Source organism: Sporolactobacillus pectinivorans, from assembly GCF_002802965.1.
GTDB lineage: Bacteria > Bacillota > Bacilli > Bacillales > Sporolactobacillaceae > Sporolactobacillus > Sporolactobacillus pectinivorans.
Map to the genome: position 1 here is coordinate 1,213,830 of NZ_NXGA01000001.1, position 17,829 is coordinate 1,231,658.

Here is a 17,829-nt window from a genome sequence, read left to right on the forward strand (position 1 = left end):
AAACCGGAGATATGCAGCTTTCCGGCAGCCTGCCGGGTAAAACACCGGAATCTAATTCTTTGTCCCATGGCCGTCAACTATTATATGGACGCTTTTTATATCCTCATTCTCAGTCACAACTTCTTATCCTTCCGATGAATCTTCCATCAACGTAACCATGGACAGTTCAAAAAAGTACAAACTGATTTCTTCCGGGAAAATTCCCTTCAAATGGGACGTTTCTCATAGTTAAGTGTGTTTTCTCTATATGCTTTGAGATCATTGAAAGAGCGAAAGAAGGGTGTAGTATAAAACATGTAAGCGATACCAACGTTGGATTTAAAGCTATGCATAGTGCAACATATTGTCTGATGCTGTGAGAAAGCCATGCTACTCAAAAGATAACAGGGAGGTGATTCCTTTGATGCAAAAGATTCAACGCTTTGGCGGAGCGATGTTTACACCGGTTTTGCTCTTTACGTTTTCCGGAATCATTCTGGCGATATCGATTATGCTGACAAACCCATTGATCCTTGGAGGCATAGCCGCTCCCGGAACGCTTTGGACGCAGTTCTGGACACTGATTGAAAACGGCGGCTGGACGGTATTTAATCAGATGGAATTGCTGTTCGTTGTCGGTCTTCCGCTTGGCCTTGCCAAGGAAGCGAACGGACGGGCGGCAATGGAGTCGCTCATTACGTATTTGACGTTTAACTATTTTATCAACAGTATTCTGACCTTCTGGGGAAAGACATTTGGCGTTAATTTCTCTGTGGATATCAGCCAGCAGGCTGCCGGGACCGGATTAAAAATGATCGCCGGTATTAAAACGCTTGATACAAGTGTTTTAGGGGCGATCGTGATTTCAGCAGTTGTTGTCTGGATCCATAACAAGTATTTTAATAAAAAGCTGCCCGATTGGCTCGGTGTTTTTCAAGGATCCGCATTTGTCGTCATTATTGGGTTCTTCTTAATGGTTCCGATTGCCTTTTTAACCTGCTGGATCTGGCCCATTGTGCAGAGGGGCATTTCTTCTCTGCAAGGTTTTATGACGGCATCCGGTTTCATCGGTGTTTGGGTTTATGCTTTTCTGGAACGCGTTTTGATCCCAACAGGGCTTCATCATTTTATTTACATCCCGTTTATTTATGGGCCTGCTGCAGTTCCGGGGGGAACGATGAAATACTGGCTGGCTCATCTCCAGGAGTTCTCGCATTCGACTAAGCCGCTCAAGGTATTGTTCCCGCAAGGTGGTTTTGATCTGTTTGGAAATGATAAAATCTTCCCACCCATTGGGATTGCGGCAGCATTTTATGTAACGGCAAAAAAAGAAAAAAGAAAGCAGGTTCTCGCCTTACTGATTCCGGCTGGCTTAACTGCAATCCTGGCTGGTATCACTGAACCATTTGAATTTTCATTTCTGTTTGTTGCGCCGGTCCTGTTCGTCATTCACGCCATTCTGTGCGCAACAATGGAGACAACGATGTACCTGTTTGGTGTCGTTGGAGATATGCAGGATGGATTGATCGGAATTATGTCCAAAAACTGGCTGCCATTGTTCGCAAATCATTGGTCGACTTACCTGACTCAGATCATCATCGGTCTGATTTTCACAGTTATCTACTTTTTCTTATTCCGCTTCCTGATTCTCAAGTTTAATTTTGCGACACCCGGCCGTGAAGCTGACGATACCGATGCAAAGCTTTATACAAAAGCTGATTACAAGAAAAAAAAGGAACGTGAAGGATTCACGGAAAACAATCAATATACTGAATCCGCAGCCACTTATCTCGATGCACTGGGCGGTTATGACAATATCGAGGATGTCACAAACTGTGCAACCCGTCTTCGTGTAACAGTCAAGAATGAAAAAAGCGTACTGCCCGACGCGGCGTTTAAAGCTGGGGGAGCACATGGCGTTGTCAGACACGGCAAAGCATTCCAGGTCATTGTCGGATTGTCTGTTCCGCAGGTTCGTGAGGCTTTTGAAAGATTGATGAAACAAGGAATTAAATAATATAACTTGGAGGGATTTATAATGAAGAAATTTTCAATTGTGATTGCAGGAGGCGGCAGCACCTATACCCCGGGAATTGTCATGACGCTGCTGAATCATCTGGACAAATTTCCAATCCGTCAGCTTAAATTTTACGATAATGACGGTGAACGTCAGAAAGTGATTGCCGATGCATGTGAAGTGATTATCAGGGAGAAAGCGCCCGAGATCAAGTTCCTGGCGACTACGGATCCGGAACAGGGATTTACCGATGTGGATTTCGTTATGGCCCAGATTCGCGTCGGCAAATATGCGATGCGCGACAAAGACGAGAAGATTCCGTTGAAATATGGTGTTATCGGACAGGAAACCTGCGGGCCTGGCGGTATCGCCTATGGCCTTCGTTCAATTGGCGGCGTGCTCGAAATTCTCGATTACATGGAAAAATATTCGCCGAATGCATGGATGCTGAATTACTCGAACCCGGCATCGATCGTTGCAGAAGCAACCCGCCGCCTGAGACCGAACTCGAAAATCCTCAACATCTGCGACATGCCGGTCGGCATTCAGGAACGTATGGCAGCGATCGTCGGACTGAAGCAGTACAATGATCTGGAGGTTCGTTATTTTGGTTTGAACCACTTCGGCTGGTGGACGGCAATCCGTGACAAACAGGGCAATGATCTGATGCCGAAACTGCGTGAGTATGTTTCACAGCACGGTTATCTGCTTTCGGATAAAGAAGAAGTTAGCACGCAGCCGAGCTGGAAAGCGACATTCGGGATGGCGCAAAATACTTTTGCGCTTGATCCTGAGCGTTTCCCGAATACGTACCTGCAGTACTATCTGTATACAAAATACGAAGCCGACCACATGAACCCGGACTATACACGCACTGATGAAGTCAGGGACGGGCGTGAAAAATTTGTGTTCAGTGAATGCCGGCGAATCGCAGCCAATCAGTCCATCGAAGGACTAAAATTCACTCCAGACGAACACTCGAATTACATTGTCGATCTGTCGCGGGCCATTGCTTACAATACGCATGAACGGATGCTTGTTATTATTGAAAACGACGGAGCAGTTTCCAACTTTGAACCGGCAGCAATGGTCGAAGTGCCTTGTATCGTGGGCTCGAATGGTCCGGAACGCCTGGCCATGGGCAAGATCCCGCGTTTCCAGAAGGGGTTCCTGGAACAGCAGGTTGCGGTAGAAAAACTGGCAGTGGATGCATGGGTTGAACATTCCTATCTGAAACTGTGGCAGGCACTGACCCTTTCACATACGGTTCCAGATGCGAATGTTGCGAAAAAGATTCTGGACGATCTGATTGTGGCTAACAAGGAATTCTGGCCGGAACTGAAAAAAGATAAGAAAGAAGCAGAAGCGGAACTGAGCTTAAGCTGATTGTCATTTAACCATGACCCTGCTATTATTTTCAGTAGCAGGGTCATGGGCTATCAGAAACTTTTAAGCACTTGATTGGGTGTTCATGCATCCACTTATTTAGCACAAGTGCCGACAGTCCATTATCCTCTAAGAAGTCCTGCAGATGATTGCAGTTGGTAATTGCAATCATTTGTGAAAGCCTTTTCTTTATGCCGCTGGGTGACTTTTCCGGATAAGGAGTGTTGGCATTTGAAAATGGAAATGTTGATCAACAAATACTATGAACAACTGAATGAGAATGATTTGTCCACGTTGCACTATATCATTGAAAATAAGAAGAAGTGTTCCGAGCTGAGCATTACGGATTTAGCAAACAGCTGCAATATCTCAAAGTCCTCCGTTTTGCGTACGGCCCAGAAGTTAGGTTTTTCAGGATTCAGCGAATTTAAATATTCCCTGAAACTTGATATAGATCCGGAGGCAGGAAAATCGAAAAGTTATTTTCAGCAGACGATGGTCAACGTTAGGCGCACAATGGACTTTTTTGAAAAAGCAGATCTGTTACCCATTTATGAAAAGATAAAATTTGCGGATCATATTTACGCCTATGGCACAGGATGGGCGCAGCGCAATGCGATTGCCGAATTGAAGCGCAACTTCCTGAATTGCGGCAGAATGATCAATAATATAGAAGCTAAGCGTGAACTGGATATGGGTATTGGCTTTTTGAATGAACGCGATTTATTGATCATTATATCGTTGAGCGGTGATATTTCCGATATTATTGAAGCTATTCGCCTGCTCAGCGTTAAAAAAGTGCCCGTCCTGTCGATCACGAATGCTAATTTTGACCATAATGAACTGGCCAGTCTTGTGCCATACAATCTGTACTACCATTCCACAATGTATCCGTTGAAAAATAAACATCAAATAAAGGAAGATCCGATATCACTGGTCACCTTGTCTTTTTTATGTGAGGCTTTGTTTTTTGGCTATCTCTTTCAATATCCGGATAACAAAGAGGGAAGGGAGTGATTCTCTTGAGAAATATGCTGAGAACCGTGCTAACAGGCGGGCTTTCCGTCAGACGCATTTATCAGTTATTGACTGTTTTTACACTTCTGATTCCGGTTGTCTATGGAGCCTATCTTGTTGTTACAATGGCAAGACAGAACCTGTCCTTCAATACTTTACTGATCAGTCATCCGCTTTATTCTGTGATGTTTCTGGTCGTTCTGCTTGATGTGATCTGGAGTTATCTGATGTTTGTCGTCTCTGATGATTTCACTTCTCCGGAGGGCCGGAAATATATCTACGGTCTGCTGTTTCTGATGGCTGTTTCACAGCTTGCTATTGGCAATATTGTAATCGCTATCATGGCCGGATTTATTCTAGTTAACATGAATGGCACTCTGAGACAGGCGCTGGCACTGGCCACTTTCAAAAGACACAGGCTGTACAGTTTCTTTGCTGTCGGACTGGTATTCTTGTCTGCACTTTGCTGTTATGCGCTGATTCGCATCACTTTTTTTGTCTGAGTCCCACAGCGTTTGAAAAGTTGAAGGAGGCATTTGGAAATGTTCGGAAAACTATTTCAAAAACAAGCTATTAAAGAAGAAAAAATCTACGCACCGATTTCGGGAAAGTCTATGGTTATGACCGATGTCCCTGATCCCGTCTTTGCCGAAAAAATGATGGGTGAAGGCATGGCTGTCAATCCGGATATCCGGACACATACAATAGTCGCTCCGGTCGATGGTGAAGTGATCCAGCTCGCATCAACGAAACACGCATTTGGCATACGTTCAAAATTGGGCGAGGAAATTCTGGTGCATATCGGACTGGATACGGTGGAACTGAACGGATCGGGCTTTCAGGATCATGTTAAGGTCGGAGATCATGTCAAGGCCGGCCAGCCGATTATGGAAGTGGATTTTGATTTCATCAGTCAACAAGGCAAAGGCACAGTTGTACCGATTGTGATCACGAACAGTGCAGAAGACAGGTTCACGTTCGACTGGTCAAGTCCGGCCGACGTGGCCGCGGGTCAGACGGTGCTGTTCACTTCTTCATTGAAATGATGCGATTTTGGTGCCTATGCGAGCGGCTGCCTGATGTCTTCCTCCGGATCTATCAGCCATTACAGCCGAGTGAAAAGTGAACTAGAAATAGAAAAAAGCTGTCCAAAAGCCAAATTTGATCGGCTATGGACAGCTTTTCCTTATAGGAGCATTAATAAATCACGATTCTCTGATTTTTTGTATATGAAAAATTCAAATATGGGCAATATCTCCAGCGACTTATCCGAGACCATTTTCACAAATTCTTATCCATATTAAAGGTCAGTTTCGACAGAGACATGGAATCCATCGACAATTGCTGCAGAAGTTCACGCGTTTTGCTGAGCGCCAGTTCAGCATTGCGCGCGCTCGCTTCTGTTAAAATACTGGAAATGCGCTCTTTATCCGCACTTTTCGCTTCATCATCCGCTTTTTCCAAGTTGCTTAGAAACTGGCTGTGCAGCTGATCCTTGTAATCCATTACCTGTTTCAGGAAAGCTTCGTAATGCGGTTCGGCGATCACGGAAACCATTTTATAGAGCCAGTAAGCCGAGTCAAGACATAGTTTTCGTGGTCCGACCGCATAGCTCTTGGGTACAGATGTGATGTTTGTGTAAAACGGCACATAGGGACTAAAGGCACTGACAGCAAGCGACAGCCACTGGACGCCGGCAATTTCATCCGGGACATCCGGGCGAATCTGCAGAATGTGGGAATCCTGTGTCCGGTTAAGCGAAATGGCACGGAAAGCGGTCTTGTCTTTTTCACTGCCGTTTCCAAGCGGATCGTAGGGCGTCTCCTGATAGTGAGAACTCAGAATATAGGCGATATCTTCCACGCCGATTTTCCTGTTCGCTTTGCGAATAAACGGCAGATCGTCGGACATCGGGTCCTGATCAATCTCGGAATTCAGATACCGTTGTCCATACCAGACGCGCGGCGTGTTGTAATGATGATCAAGAACAGTCTGCGTGCCGAAAATATTTCTGAAATCGATCGAGTCAAAACTGGTATTCAGATGGTGCTTTTCAATGAATTCAAGCAGATGGGAACCCAGCAAAAAATTGTCCTTGTCATCCGGATCGATTTCCTGAATCGCCATCTGATTAGCGACCACTGCATACGAATCATCCGGTATGCGCTGAGCGACCCACTGGTGGCCGGTCGCGATCTCCATATACCAGACCTCGTCTTTGTCGGAAAAGAGCATACCGTTCGATTCGGCGGACCCATAAGTCTCTATAATTTTTCCGAGCCTCAAAACGCCGTCTCTGGCCGACGTAATATAGGGCAGAACAACCGTAACCATACTGTCCTCGGCAAGCCCGTTCTCAACAAGCGGATCATAACCCAAAACGCGCGGATTCCCATAAACACTCTCGGTCGCGCTCATCCCCACATTCAATTCATTGATTCCGGCATCCGGATAGGTCTCATAGCGATCTTCACCATCAGGCACTGAAGTGTAGCGGAGCCGTTCCCTCGGCAGTGTAATCTGAAAATGATTGCATGGCGAATCGTAATGCTCCTCCTGATCCAGAACCTCATGCGGATGAACGGTGAACCGCTTCGGAACGAGTACATCATAGCTGTCCCCATTGCGGGCGATCATCGTCGAGCCGTCCAGCGTCGCTTTTTTACCGACTAATACGGTCGTGCAGGCTGCGTGTGTATTGTGGTGCATTGTGTCATCCCTTACTTGTTTGGATTTAGAAAAAGTGAGTTTTCTTATATCATTATACATCCTGAGTTATTGATCTGGTCTCCAGTATCTGATCCCCTATTTTAATAAATGACAAAATCAGAGATTTAGTACAAAAAGTTTGAGAAATTAGTTTTATTTTAGAGGATTTCAGCAAAATGCGTAGAATTTACCTATTATATATCACGCAAAATTAAAGAAACGTGTCGAAAAGAGTGATAGTCATGCCGAAACAGTTTGTAGCGCACTATCGTGAAAGTGACAAACAACCGCAGACAGTAAAAGAACATTTGCTGGAAGTGAAAAAGCTAGCTGAATCATATGGAATTAACTTAAATGCTTCTCACATTACCGGACTGGCTGGCATGTTGCACGATCTTGGAAAATACACGGATGCATTTCAAAAGTATTTATGGTTGGCCGTCTTTCATCCAGAATCAGCACCTAGACGCGGTTCAGTTGACCATGCTTCTGCGGGAGGAAAACTGCTTTACGAAATCTTTCATGAAGCGATCCCTAAGTATCAATTAAAAATGATACTAGCCGAGGTTGTCGGTAATGCAATTATTTCTCATCATTCATATTTACATGATTTTCTTAATTCTGCAACCGAATCCCCTTATTACAATAGAGTCACTAAAAATGAGGATGTACTACCGGAATATTCGAAGGCGAAAGAACATTTTTTTAATGAGATTATGACAGTAGAAGAGCTGACTGATTATGTCGATTGGGCAGTCGCTGAACTCGAACACTACATAATGATTAATAAAGGTAATGTAATGGAAAAATTGACGCTATTAACCCGTTTTGTATTCAGTTGCCTGATTGATGCGGATCGGACGAACACGCGTTTATTTGAAGAAAAAAGGACGCTCACTGCAGTGGACAGCCATGAATTATTTAGCGTTTACTATAAAAAATTGATGAATTATCTAGATACTCGGAACCAAAAGCTACAGTCTAATACCCCGATTAATCAGTTGCGGGCGGACATGTCTGAGCAGTGTGAACGTTTTGCAAACAAGCCTTCGGGAATTTATACACTGTCCATACCGACCGGAGGAGGGAAAACACTTGCTAGCCTTCGCTATGCTTTGAAACATGCGCAATTGTTTGGCAAGAAGCAAATTATTTATGTCGTGCCCTATACAACCATTATTGAGCAGAATGCGAAAGTTATTCGCAGGATTCTGGATGATGATGAGCATATCTTGGAGCATCATTCAAATGTGGTCGAAAGAGAGGAAAAGGGTGATGAAGAAACAGAAGATGGGGCTTTAACTATTCGTGAAAAGCTGGAACTGGCAAAGGATAATTGGGATTGCCCGATTATTTTAACGACAATGGTTCAGTTTCTGGACACTTTTTACAAGCTTGGTTCGCGAAATATTCGTCGACTGCATCATCTGACTCAGGCGGTGATCGTTTTTGATGAGGTTCAAAAAGTGCCGATTCACTGTGTCGCCCTCTTTAATCACGCGTTAAATTTTTTAAATAAGTTCGGTCAAACAAGCATCCTGCTCTGTACCGCGACACAACCGGCGCTGGATTATGTCCATCATCGCCTGGAAACCAGTAGTAACGGAGAAATTGTCAATCAACTGAATCAAGTAGTGGACGCTTTTGAACGGGTGAAGATAGTCGATCGTTCATACCGTGAAACATTTGATAACGACAAGCTTGCCGATTTTGTCAGGAAACTATTGGGAGATGTTCGCAGCATTCTCATTATTTTAAATACACGCGCAGTCGTGCGGACACTGTATCAGAAGTTGAAAGATCGATATGAGGGTGTACAAGTTTTTCATTTAAGCACATCCATGTGTGCCGCACACAGAGAAAAGATATTGGAAGAAATAAAAACGTGCCTTGCTAATGGACAAAAGGTAATCTGCATCAGCACTCAATTGATCGAAGCAGGCGTCGACATTAGTTTTGAATGTGCAATCCGGTCGCTTGCCGGGCTTGATTCAATTGCTCAGGCGGCGGGGCGGTGCAATCGAAACGGTGAGTACAATGGGTTGCGCAAAGTCTATATCATTGATCATGATGAAGAAAAACTGGATTCACCTGCATTAGAAGAAATCAGTAAAGGCAAATTCGTCACGAAAAATATTCTGGCTGACCTGCATCACGACCCTTCTAGCTATGGTGGCAGTATGCTATCAAAATCGGCGATGGATTGGTATTTCCAAAAATTTTTCACAGAAATGGGTGCAAAATTGGATTTTAATATCCCTTATCTGGAAATAAACATGACACAGTTGTTGTACGCTGATCGGGAAAGCAGTTATCTGAAAGCTTATAAGGAGGTACATAACGGTAAAACTCTGCCACTTATCCTGCTTAGCAGCTTACGCACGGCTGCAGAAAACTTTTATGTGATTAAAAATACGACAAAATCCGTGATTGTGCCTTTTGGAGATGGAAAAGACCTTATTGTGCAATTGAGTAGTGCCGAATCCATTGAGGATTTGAATGAGCTGCTGAGGGAAGCCCAGCACTATTCAATTAATGTATACGATCAAGAACTGCAACGGCTGGAGCAGGGAGGACAGATTGCTTATTACTTAGATGGACAAGTTCTCGCATTGAAAGAATCTTCCTACAGTAACGAATATGGACTTGATGTTCAAGGGGAGAGTGGACTTAGCCTGTTGATAAATTAAAAACCTATTAAATAATGATAATAGGTTTCCAAAAACAAACAATATACTATATATTTCAATCCGCGCTGAATAACAGCGATTATTTTATTATAGCATTTATGAATTAAAATTATTCAATGATTTCTATTTTCTATAGTTGTTAAACCATATATTATATGAATTGCATATATAATAGATTAGTGGTATTCTGTTCTTATGAAATTAAAATAAGAAGGGGGTACTGTCATGCATAAAAGAAAGTTAATGCATTTTGAAACAGCGGTTTGTATAAATGAAAAGATTAAAGTAGTTGAGTATTACGAATTAGCCAGTATGTATACTATTCAGAAAATCATTTTAAAAAAAACAGGCTTTGAAATATCCTTTAGAGCTGTTCAGCGGTGGTCAGAGCAAGAATAAATTCAGTAAAAAAATTCATTATAGACTTTTGGCTTTTAAAAATTACTAAAGGGAGGATGATTAATATGGATGGTAAAAAATATCCTTGAAAATTTTATGAATGACATTTGTGAAATAAATGTATATCATTTCTACCGGAGGTGAGAAAGTGAAAAATTCATATGAATTCGTTGTATATGGACCCTATGCCCTTTTTACTGATCCGCTGACGAAAATAGGCGGAGAAAAGAGCACGTACCAAATTCCAACTTATCAGGCTTTGAAAGGAATAGTTGAAAGCGTTTACTGGAAACCAACAATCATTCATTACATTGATGCGGTACGGGTTATGAATGTCATCCGAATGGAATCTAAAGGTATACGCCCAATTGAGTACGGTGGGGGCAATACCCTGGCTAATTACACATATTTAAAAGAACCAAAATATATCGTCAAGGGTCATTTTGAGTTTAATATGAATCGACCGGATTTAGAATCTGATCGTAACGAAGGCAAACATAACAGCATCTTCCAGCGTGCGCTTAAAGCGGGCGGTCGCCGCGACATTTTCTTGGGAACGCGAGAATGTCAGGGATACGTTGAACCATGTTCATTCAACGAAGGTAGTGGTTTTTATGACGATAGGGAAGAAAAAATTTATTTTGGCACAATGGTTCACGGCATTTCCTATCCGGACGAAACAGGTAGGAATGAACTAGAAGTTCGGCTATGGCAACCGGTGATGAATAAGGGTGTTATCGAGTTTATTCGTCCGGAAGAGTGTTCGGAAATTAGAAAAGTGAAAGAAATGACGTCGAAGGAGTTTGTTTTGGCAGATATAGAAACGGCTGATTCATTGCTCGATGCCTTGGAAAAGGGGGCAATGCGATGAGCTGCTTAATGAATCTATATGAAACTTACGAAGCTAACAAGGATTTTGTCGGCAAAATAGATTATATGCATAGTGGACAGAGTTTTACACTTCTACCTGTTTCCCATACGACACAAACGGCCCATATAGAAGTCGCCGTTACAGAAGATGGATCATTTCATACTGCACATGTCATTGATAAAAATGACCGTGACACGATTATTCCCTGCACAGAAGATTCCGCCAGTCGGGCTGGGGCAGTAATTGCTCCTTATCCGCTTCACGATAAACTCAGCTACGTCGCCGGAGACTTTGTTTCTTATGGTGGAAAAATAAAAGATAAGGATCATGAACCCTTTTCAAGCTATATCAATAATTTGAAAAAATGGGCTGAATCGCCCTTCACTACATCTCAAGTCAAAAGTATCTATACCTATTTAAGCAAGAGACTATTGATAAAAGATTTGGTTGCAGAGAAAATTCTCTGGCTTGATGAAAATGGTCAATTAATTACTAAGTGGAATGATAAATATAAAGCTTTGTGTGGAGATAAAAAACCAGACATTTTTTCATCGGTCGCTTCCGGTCAGGACAGTGCGTTTGTCCGCTTTACCATTTATTCTAAAGGAAAGTCGCTTCAAAAAGTTTGGCTAGATAAAGAAATGTATGATTCATTTACCCACTTTTATAATGAACAGTTGAGTGAAAGGGATCTATGCTTTGTCTCAGGGCAGTGGCTCCCGGCAACAGAAAAACATGCAAATAAAATTAGGAATGCAGGAGATAAGGCTAAATTAATTTCTGCTAATGATACAAGTGGGTTTACCTACAGAGGACGATTTAATGAGAGTCATGAAGCAGCTAGTATCAGTTATGAAGTATCACAAAAAGCACACAATGCGCTAAAGTGGTTGATTCGTCGGCAGGCACGGATTGTTGATAATCGTGTTTTCCTCGTCTGGTCAATCCATAATGATAAGGTGATTAATCCTGAGGATGACATCTATGATATTTCCCATCTTAGCGCAGAAATGGAAGACCCAAGTGCATATACAAACAGTGAATTTGCTAATCAATTTAAAAAAGCTATGGATGGTTACCGGAATAAGCTGGATCCCAATGCAAAAGTCAATATTTTAATTCTCGATTCGGCGACAACCGGAAGGCTGGCCATACTCTATTACCGTAGTATGCAGCAGAATGTCTATCTGCAAAGGCTTGCTGACTGGCATTCGCAGTGTGTCTGGCAACATGATTATCGGAAGGGCAAAGACAAACAGTTACTCGCGTACTTTGGTGCCCCGGCAACCAAAGATATTGCGTATGCTGCCTATGGATCAAAAGCAAGCGATAAAGTGGTTAAAGGGCTGATGGAGCGTATGCTTCCTTGCATTGTTGATGAAAAAAGAGTTCCTAAAGATATTGTCCATTCCACTTTTTATCGGGCGAGGAATCCCGTTGCGATTGACAGGTGGGAATGGGAAAAAACGCTGAGTATTGCCTGTGCGTTGATCAACAGGCAAGAATATGAGAACAACAACGGGAGGGGATTTACCGTGGCATTGGATGAACAAAATATAGACAGGAATTACCTTTTCGGTCGCCTTTTGGCAATAGCCGATGTGCTTGAACATCGTGCACTTAAGTCGGAAGACTGGAGATTGAGCAATGCGACGCGCTACATGAATGAATTCTCCGAACATCCGGAGCGGACTTGGAAGACAATTCAATCCAGTTTGGTGCCATATCAGGCACGCCTTGGTCATGGTGGCCTGTATCTCACACAATTAATTGATGACGTGGCAGCCAAAATCAGTTATCAGGATTTTGATAACCAACCGTTAACTGGAAAATTTTTGCTGGGATTTTACAGCCAGCGCCATCAGCTTTATCAGAAGAAAAAAGATGCAGATTCTGTTACTGAAACAAATTAACAGCAAAATTTGTTTACGAATACACAAAAACTAATTATTAGGAGAGATTCACATGGCTGTTCTAGACCACAAAATTGATTTTGCAGTTATTCTGACTGTCAGTAAAGCTAATCCGAACGGTGACCCACTGAACGGAAACCGACCCAGGCAGAATTATGAAGGATTTGGAGAGATTTCCGACGTCGCGATTAAACGCAAAATAAGAAATCGTCTTCAGGACATTGAAGAATCCATTTTTGTGCAATCCAATGATAGGCAATCCGATCAATTCAACAGTCTTCGTGAGCGGGCGGAAGGAAATGCCGTATTAAAAGAAATGGTAAAAGATAAAAAGAAAACAAATGAGGACTATGCTGCGGCCGCCTGTAAAGAATGGATCGATGTAAGAAGTTTCGGACAGGTCTTTGCTTTCAAAGGCGGAGCAGGAAAAGGTGTGTCTGTTGGGGTTCGTGGACCAGTAACTGTACAAACAGCAGTGAGTGTGGCACCGATTGATATTTCCAGTATGCAGATTACGAAGAGTGTTAACTCTGAGCCGGGAGAGGGAAAGGGATCAGATACGATGGGGATGAAGCACCGTGTTGATTTTGGCGTTTATCGTTTCAATGGAAGCATTAATACTCAACTGGCGGAAAAAACAGGTTTCACCAATGAAGATGCCGAAAAAATAAAACAGGCACTGATTTCTATTTTTGAAAACGATGCCTCCTCTGCCCGTCCCGAAGGCAGCATGGAAGTTTATAAAGTTTACTGGTGGGCACATAGAAGCAAGCTTGGTCAGTACTCATCCGCAAAAGTACATCACTCCCTTGAAATAAAAGCTGTAAATGATACGCCAAAGAGATTAGAAGATTACGAGATTACTCTCGACAAATTGGAGGGACTGGAAGCCGAGGTTTTCGATGGCCGCTAATGAAAATGAAGAAGATAACTACTTAATGTTGTCAGGCATTCAGCATTTTCAATTCTGCAGGCGGCAATGGGCATTGATTCATATTGAACAACAATGGAACGAGAACGTCAAAACGGTAGAAGGACAGTTTCTCCATCGCCGTGCGGATGAACCTTTTGTGCGCGAAAAAAGAGGCGATAAACTTATTGTTCGTGCAATGCCTGTAAAATCACGGCAATTAAAAATTACAGGGATCTGCGATGTTGTCGAATTTGTGAGTGATGAAAAACAGGGTGTCCCCATCAATGGTATGGATGGAAAGTATGTAGCTTATCCTGTTGAATACAAGCACGGCAAACCGAAAGTAGATGATTCGGACGTCTTGCAGCTCGCTGCACAGGCGATGTGCCTTGAAGAAATGTTGCTCTGTGAAATCAATAAAGGATATATTTTCTACAATGAAATAAAACGTAGAATTGAGGTAGATTTAACCGATTCTATCAAATCAAAAGTAACATCCATGGTTTCTGAGATGCAGGATTATTATCAAAGACAATATACGCCTAAAGTTCGAGCAGGATCATTTTGTAATAGCTGCTCACTACAGAATGTTTGTCTGCCTGGCTTGATGAAGAAGCGGTCTGTAAAGAGTTTTATAGAAGGGAAAATCTATGAATGAAAAAACTTCTGAATACCTTATATATTACTCAACCGGATACCTACCTATCCTTAGATGGTGACAATATTGTCTTATTGAGGGAAAAGGAGAGAATCGGCAGACTACCTCTTCATAATTTGGAATCTATTGTTGCTTTTGGGTATACGGGTGCAAGTCCCGCTTTGATGGGTTACTGCGCTGAACGCAATATTTCAATTTCTTTTCTGACTATGCATGGTCGCTTCCTAGCACGCGTCATTGGAAAAAGCAGAGGTAATGTTGTCCTTAGGAAACAACAGTATCGTGTCTCGGATAACGAACAGGATTCGGCTACAATTGCCAAAAATTTTATTGTAGGGAAAGTATATAATCACAAGTGGATTTTGGAACGAATGACTCGTGACTACCCCCTGAGAATCAATGTTTTCGATTTTAAAAAAGTTTCGGGAGATTTATCGCTGCTCATTAAAGAAATACGTGAATGTGATGACTTAGAACGGTTGAGAGGACTGGAAGGACAGGCCGCAACTAGTTATTATACTTTATTTGACAATATGATATTGCAGCAAAAAGATGATTTCATTTTTAAAGGGCGATCGAGGAGACCGCCGCTGGACAATGTGAATGCTATGCTGTCATTTGCCTATACACTGTTGGCTAATGATATGACTTCTGCGCTTGAGGGCGTGGGACTAGACGCATATGTCGGATTCTTGCATCGGGATCGTCCGGGTAGAGCATCACTCGCACTTGATACTATGGAAGAGCTTCGTGGTGTATATGCGGATCGATTTGTTCTGTCTCTGATTAATAAAAAGGGAGTCCACGGTGATGACTTTTTGAAGAAAGAGAACGGAGCGGTTATCATGACTGAGGAGGCCAAAAAGAATTTTTTAAAAGCGTGGCAGAATAAAAAGCAAGAAAAAATTACCCATCCTTTTCTAGGAGAAAAAATTTCATGGGGTTTAGTGCCACATGTTCAAGCCTCATTACTCGCTCGTTTTTTGAGAAATGATTTTGATGAGTATCCGCCATTTTTATGGAAGTAGGTGCTGGGAGTTGTTGGTGCTTATTACTTATGATGTTAGCACAGTAACGGGTGCCGGACGAAAGAGATTGAGAAAAGTGGCTAAGATCTGCCAAAATTATGGACAACGGGTCCAAAATTCAGTTTTTGAGTGCATCGTTGATGCTACCCAATTTACTAGCCTTAAAATAGAACTCGCCAACGTTATTGATGTATCTCGGGATAGTCTCAGATTTTATCAATTAGGTAAGAACTATAAAAATAAGGTTGAACATATTGGTGCCAAAGAATCGGTTAACTTAGAAGGGCCGCTACTTTTCTAGTGCGAATGTTTAGCTCACAGATTTTTTGGGGAACATTCGCACCAATTTTATCTCATAAAAAATGGATATATTTACAAAAATATCTATTTACATTTAGTTTACTGAGTTTATTAGCGCGATTTTCGTGAATTTTCAACTTAATTTTCTTTACATTCATCGAAAATCGCCGTCGCACTCTACATGAGTGCGTGGATTGAAATATGCTACGTGGAACAGGAGTATCTGGATCCGGATCGTCGCACTCTACATGAGTGCGTGGATTGAAATAGCGCCGATGTCTACATAGATCTGATGTGTCTGTGTCGCACTCTACATGAGTGCGTGGATTGAAATAGGGCATCAACGGTATTGCACTATATTTGACCGGTCGCACTCTACATGAGTGCGTGGATTGAAATTTCCGGAGTCACTTTAAAAGCTGCGCATGTCTTGGTCGCACTCTACATGAGTGCGTGGATTGAAATCAGCATTGACTAAATCAATCTCGGTGAATGAATCGTCGCACTCTACATGAGTGCGTGGATTGAAATCTTGAGTACCGTGACTACCAGATTATTTAAGGATCGTCGCACTCTACATGAGTGCGTGGATTGAAATTTTATACGTATCCGAACTTTATTAAAACGTATGGTGTCGCACTCTACATGAGTGCGTGGATTGAAATGGGACTCCATCTCGTAGGGCTTGGGAAGTTGCCGGTCGCACTCTACATGAGTGCGTGGATTGAAATTTTTTTAGCAAACGATCAATCGTGCGCAGCGACAGTCGCACTCTACATGAGTGCGTGGATTGAAATTAATGCTTCTTTCGGCCATACGAACCCGGACATGTCGCACTCTACATGAGTGCGTGGATTGAAATTCCGGTGCAATCGCGCGCCAGAGTAAAGAGCGGCAGTCGCACTCTACATGAGTGCGTGGATTGAAATACACCGGATGGGTTCTTCTTCGCCGGATTTCAACGTCGCACTCTACATGAGTGCGTGGATTGAAATAGGTGCAAAGTCAACCTGCAAGTCCCGGGGAAGGTCGCACTCTACATGAGTGCGTGGATTGAAATCGACATCATGCCTGCCATGTCAACCGCCTGCCTGTGTCGCACTCTACATGAGTGCGTGGATTGAAATAGGCCCGGTTAATGCAAACATCACAAATGATAGCTTGTCGCACTCTACATGAGTGCGTGGATTGAAATGGCAATATGCCCGCGATGAATAGGAGCAAGGTTAAGTCGCACTCTACATGAGTGCGTGGATTGAAATAATACCGAGAAGTTGTGTGATAGCTCCCTTTGGAAGTCGCACTCTACATGAGTGCGTGGATTGAAATCCGCAGCAAGATCAATCGGGCCGCTAATCTCCGGTCGCACTCTACATGAGTGCGTGGATTGAAATACTGAAAGGCAATGAAGGGATTGGGAATAAATGTCGTCGCACTCTACATGAGTGCGTGGATTGAAATCGGTCAACCGACAGTCAATCTCGCCGCGGGGACGGTCGCACTCTACATGAGTGCGTGGATTGAAATCGGTTCGGGTTTCTAACCACGGCGCGGCTAATGTGTCGCACTCTACATGAGTGCGTGGATTGAAATTTACAAGTGGAGCGGGCCGGGCAACTTTTCAAACGTCGCACTCTACATGAGTGCGTGGATTGAAATCGGTCAACCGACAGTCAATCTCGCCGCGGGGACGGGTCGCACTCTACATGAGTGCGTGGATTGAAATGCAGAGATTCACCCTCTTTTACTAATACGACATAGTCGCACTCTACATGAGTGCGTGGATTGAAATAATACCTGAACAAGCCGTGACGTTTAATCATTATGGTCGCACTCTACATGAGTGCGTGGATTGAAATAATCGCTCCTTTTGTAAGTCTTTATGATTTTCCCAAGTCGCACTCTACATGAGTGCGTGGATTGAAATATATGATCTATAAGGAGTCGCG

At 43.0% G+C, this 17,829-nt stretch carries 14 protein-coding genes and 1 CRISPR repeat array (1 of these 15 cut by a window edge); of the genes, 13 read left to right on the forward strand and 1 reads right to left on the reverse strand.

The window, feature by feature from the left end; translation table 11 throughout:
* The first annotated feature begins 400 nt into the window (after nucleotides 1-400).
* The 5 genes from COP04_RS05870 (at nucleotide 401) to COP04_RS05890 (ending at nucleotide 5,445) form a co-directional block, all read left to right on the forward strand.
* Nucleotides 401-1,996, forward strand: coding sequence for an alpha-glucoside-specific PTS transporter subunit IIBC (locus tag COP04_RS05870; protein ID WP_100487128.1), 1,596 nt, complete (start codon nucleotides 401-403; stop codon nucleotides 1,994-1,996).
* A 21-nt stretch (nucleotides 1,997-2,017) separates the two neighbouring features.
* On the forward strand, nucleotides 2,018-3,382 hold the full coding sequence (locus tag COP04_RS05875) for a 6-phospho-alpha-glucosidase (protein WP_100487129.1): 1,365 nt from the start codon (nucleotides 2,018-2,020) through the stop codon (nucleotides 3,380-3,382).
* Between the two features lie 237 nt (nucleotides 3,383-3,619).
* On the forward strand, nucleotides 3,620-4,399 hold the full coding sequence (locus COP04_RS05880; protein WP_239984956.1) for a MurR/RpiR family transcriptional regulator: 780 nt from the start codon (nucleotides 3,620-3,622) through the stop codon (nucleotides 4,397-4,399).
* Nucleotides 4,396-4,902: a hypothetical protein gene (locus COP04_RS05885; RefSeq protein ID WP_100487131.1), complete on the forward strand. Its 507-nt coding sequence runs from the start codon at nucleotides 4,396-4,398 to the stop codon at nucleotides 4,900-4,902. The genes COP04_RS05880 and COP04_RS05885 overlap by 4 nt, the downstream gene beginning before the upstream one ends.
* 39 nt (nucleotides 4,903-4,941) lie before the next feature.
* Nucleotides 4,942-5,445 (forward strand): PTS sugar transporter subunit IIA, encoded by a 504-nt coding sequence (locus COP04_RS05890; protein WP_100487132.1) that lies wholly within the window; start codon nucleotides 4,942-4,944, stop codon nucleotides 5,443-5,445.
* A 235-nt stretch (nucleotides 5,446-5,680) separates the two neighbouring features.
* Here the strand turns inward: COP04_RS05890 and COP04_RS05895 are convergent, their stop codons facing one another.
* Nucleotides 5,681-7,108: a C69 family dipeptidase gene (locus COP04_RS05895; protein WP_100487133.1), complete on the reverse strand. Its 1,428-nt coding sequence runs from the start codon at nucleotides 7,106-7,108 to the stop codon at nucleotides 5,681-5,683.
* Between the two features lie 242 nt (nucleotides 7,109-7,350).
* Here COP04_RS05895 and COP04_RS05900 point away from each other — a divergent pair, with 242 nt between their 5' ends.
* From COP04_RS05900 to cas2, 8 genes are all read left to right on the forward strand, one after another.
* Nucleotides 7,351-9,798 (forward strand): CRISPR-associated helicase/endonuclease Cas3, encoded by a 2,448-nt coding sequence (locus tag COP04_RS05900; RefSeq protein ID WP_100487134.1) that lies wholly within the window; start codon nucleotides 7,351-7,353, stop codon nucleotides 9,796-9,798.
* Nucleotides 9,799-10,023: 225 nt separating this feature from the next.
* Entirely contained in the window at nucleotides 10,024-10,197 is a 174-nt protein-coding gene (locus COP04_RS19455; RefSeq protein ID WP_157800194.1) for a hypothetical protein, read from the forward strand.
* A 148-nt stretch (nucleotides 10,198-10,345) separates the two neighbouring features.
* A complete protein-coding gene (cas5c, locus tag COP04_RS05905) occupies nucleotides 10,346-11,068 on the forward strand; it encodes a type I-C CRISPR-associated protein Cas5c (protein ID WP_100487135.1) in 723 nt (240 codons plus the stop codon).
* Nucleotides 11,065-12,981 carry a type I-C CRISPR-associated protein Cas8c/Csd1 gene (gene cas8c, locus COP04_RS05910; protein ID WP_100487136.1) on the forward strand — a complete coding sequence of 639 codons (1,917 nt, stop codon included), beginning with the start codon at nucleotides 11,065-11,067 and terminating at the stop codon, nucleotides 12,979-12,981. The genes cas5c and cas8c overlap by 4 nt, the downstream gene beginning before the upstream one ends.
* Before the next feature lie 52 nt (nucleotides 12,982-13,033).
* Nucleotides 13,034-13,894 carry a type I-C CRISPR-associated protein Cas7/Csd2 gene (cas7c, locus tag COP04_RS05915; RefSeq protein ID WP_100487137.1) on the forward strand — a complete coding sequence of 287 codons (861 nt, stop codon included), beginning with the start codon at nucleotides 13,034-13,036 and terminating at the stop codon, nucleotides 13,892-13,894.
* Nucleotides 13,884-14,552, forward strand: coding sequence for a CRISPR-associated protein Cas4 (cas4, locus tag COP04_RS05920; protein ID WP_100487138.1), 669 nt, complete (start codon nucleotides 13,884-13,886; stop codon nucleotides 14,550-14,552). Before cas7c ends, cas4 begins: the two co-directional genes overlap by 11 nt.
* Nucleotides 14,549-15,580 (forward strand): type I-C CRISPR-associated endonuclease Cas1c, encoded by a 1,032-nt coding sequence (cas1c, locus tag COP04_RS05925; protein WP_100487139.1) that lies wholly within the window; start codon nucleotides 14,549-14,551, stop codon nucleotides 15,578-15,580. The genes cas4 and cas1c overlap by 4 nt, the downstream gene beginning before the upstream one ends.
* A gap of 10 nt (nucleotides 15,581-15,590) precedes the next feature.
* Entirely contained in the window at nucleotides 15,591-15,881 is a 291-nt protein-coding gene (gene cas2 / locus COP04_RS05930; RefSeq protein WP_100487140.1) for a CRISPR-associated endonuclease Cas2, read from the forward strand.
* A gap of 168 nt (nucleotides 15,882-16,049) precedes the next feature.
* Nucleotides 16,050-17,829: direct repeats of the CRISPR family, unit length 32 nt; unit sequence GTCGCACTCTACATGAGTGCGTGGATTGAAAT; it runs 9,411 nt beyond the window's last position.